We start from the raw sequence: 1,529 nt of genomic DNA, 5'->3' as shown, positions 1-1,529 counted from the left end.
CGCCTCACCCCATGCGCCGACACCAGATGCCGCGCCACCACACCACCCAGCGCACCACCCGCACCCGTCACCAACACCACCCCATCAGGACCGAACTCCTGCGTCTGCACGTGGTGCTCGTCGGACGGGACGACGTGTTGCAACCGGGGGGCGAACAGCTGCCCGGCCCGGGCGAGGATCTGCGGCTCGCCGGCGGCGGCCGCAGCATGGACGTCGGTGTCGCCGGCCCTGTCGGTGTCGACCAGCAGGAACGCACCTGGGTGTTCGGCTTGCGCGGAGCGTACGAGACCCCATACCGCCGCACCGGCGAGATCGGTGACGTCTTCTCCCGGCAGCGCCACCGCACCGCAGGTGACGAAAGCAAGCCGAGTGCCGGAGGCCAGTGCGCTCTGCACCTCGGCCAGCGCGCGCTGTACGGCCGCATGCACGGCGGCAGCGTCACGGGCGGGTTCGAGCCGCAGAGTGGTGAAGTCCGCAACCGATGCGTCCCGGCCCGCCGACACCGGGGTCCAGACCACGTGGTACAGGCCGTTCCGGGTGGGTTGGCGCACGGCAGCGGGCTCGCGCAACACAAGGGACCCCACCGAGGCCACCGGCGTGCCAGAGGTGTCGGAGATCTCCAGTGTCATGGCGTCCGAACCGGCGTCGGGCGACACTCGGACGCGCACTGCCGAGGCCCCCCAGGCATGCAGCGCCACGTCGGACCATGCGAACGGCACTCGCGCCGGGCCGCCGTCCGACACCAGTCCGATCAGGTGGAGGCAGGCGTCGAAGAGCGCCGGATGCAGACCGTACGCCGCTCCATCATCCGCACCGTCGGGAAGCGCAACCTCCGCGAACAGCTCCTCACCACGCCGCCACGCAGCCCGCAGCCCCTGGAACACCGGCCCGTAGCCGAAACCGGCCTCGGCCAGCTCCCCGTACAACCCTTCCACCGGCAACACCTCCGCACCACGCGGCGGCCACTCGCCCAGGGAGACGGACTTGGTGACCCCGTCGCCGGCCAGGAGCGCACCAGACGCATGCCGGGTCCACGGACCCTCCGACGCCTCGTGACACGAGTACACGGTCACCGGACGCCCGTTCCCGCCCGAGTCCTCGCCGATCACGACCTGGACCGACATCCCGCCGCGTTCCGGCAACACCAGCGGAGCTTCCAACGTCAGTTCCTCCAGTGCCCCGCACCCGACATGGGCACCGGCAGCCAGCACCAACTCCACAAAGCCAGTACCGGGCAGAAGAGGTATACCGCCCACGGCATGGTCGAGCAGCCACGGCGTCGACTCTGCCGACAGGCGCCCGGTGAACGTGATCCTCTCCCCTTCGGGCGACCGGAGGGCGGCGCCGAGCATGGGGTGCTCGAACGCGGTCAGCCCGGCCTCCCGGACATCGGCAGAGCCGCCGAGCCAGGAGTCGGCGAGATAGGCCCGGGTGTCGAGCCAGTAGCGTTGGCGTTGGAAGGCGTAGGTGGGGAGGTCTGTGTGTGTGCCGGGGCGGTTGGTGAGTAGCGGGGACCAGTCGACGGGTGC

Annotated in this window: 1 protein-coding gene; it reads right to left on the bottom strand. The window is 70.8% G+C overall.

Annotated features, from left to right (window positions below; all coding sequences use genetic code 11):
- Positions 1-1,529: polyketide synthase dehydratase domain-containing protein (locus ACWGI6_RS38200; protein WP_453271775.1), on the bottom strand; the 1,529-nt coding region annotated here is incomplete at both ends.

This window comes from Streptomyces sp. NPDC054786, from assembly GCF_053611685.1.
This window is presented reverse-complemented; position numbering and strand designations above follow the sequence as displayed.